General features: G+C 48.1%; 1 protein-coding gene. It reads right to left on the reverse strand.

From position 1 onward, the window contains the following. A partial coding sequence (locus ACTHS3_RS17105) for an IMPACT family protein (protein WP_440368653.1) occupies positions 1-416 on the reverse strand: 416 nt, incomplete at both ends.

Genomic DNA, 416 nt, shown 5'->3' on the forward strand with positions numbered 1-416 from the left:
GTATTGCTTCGTTCAAAAACGGATATTCACATTTCAGCCAAACGGTTTTTTCAATATTCTTTTCAACCACTTCCGCAACTGCCAACGCTTGAGCCGTTGCCTCTTTATACGCATGTATCAGACCGGGAACGCCCAATAAAGTACCGCCGAAATAGCGGACGACCACGACCAAAACATCGGTTACACCCACCGAATCAATCTGCCCCAAAATCGGCCGACCCGCGCTTCCTGACGGCTCTCCATCATCGTTGGCACGGAATTGCGTACCATCCACACCCAGACGATAGGCATAGCACCAATGCCGCGCTTTATGATGTTCTTCCTTTAACGGATCGAGATATTTTTTCACATCAGCCAATGTCCGAATCGGATAGGCAAATGCGATAAAACGGCTGCCTTTATCTTTAAACTCAGCC

The sequence above is a fragment of the Neisseria sp. P0009.S007 genome (assembly GCF_051962515.1).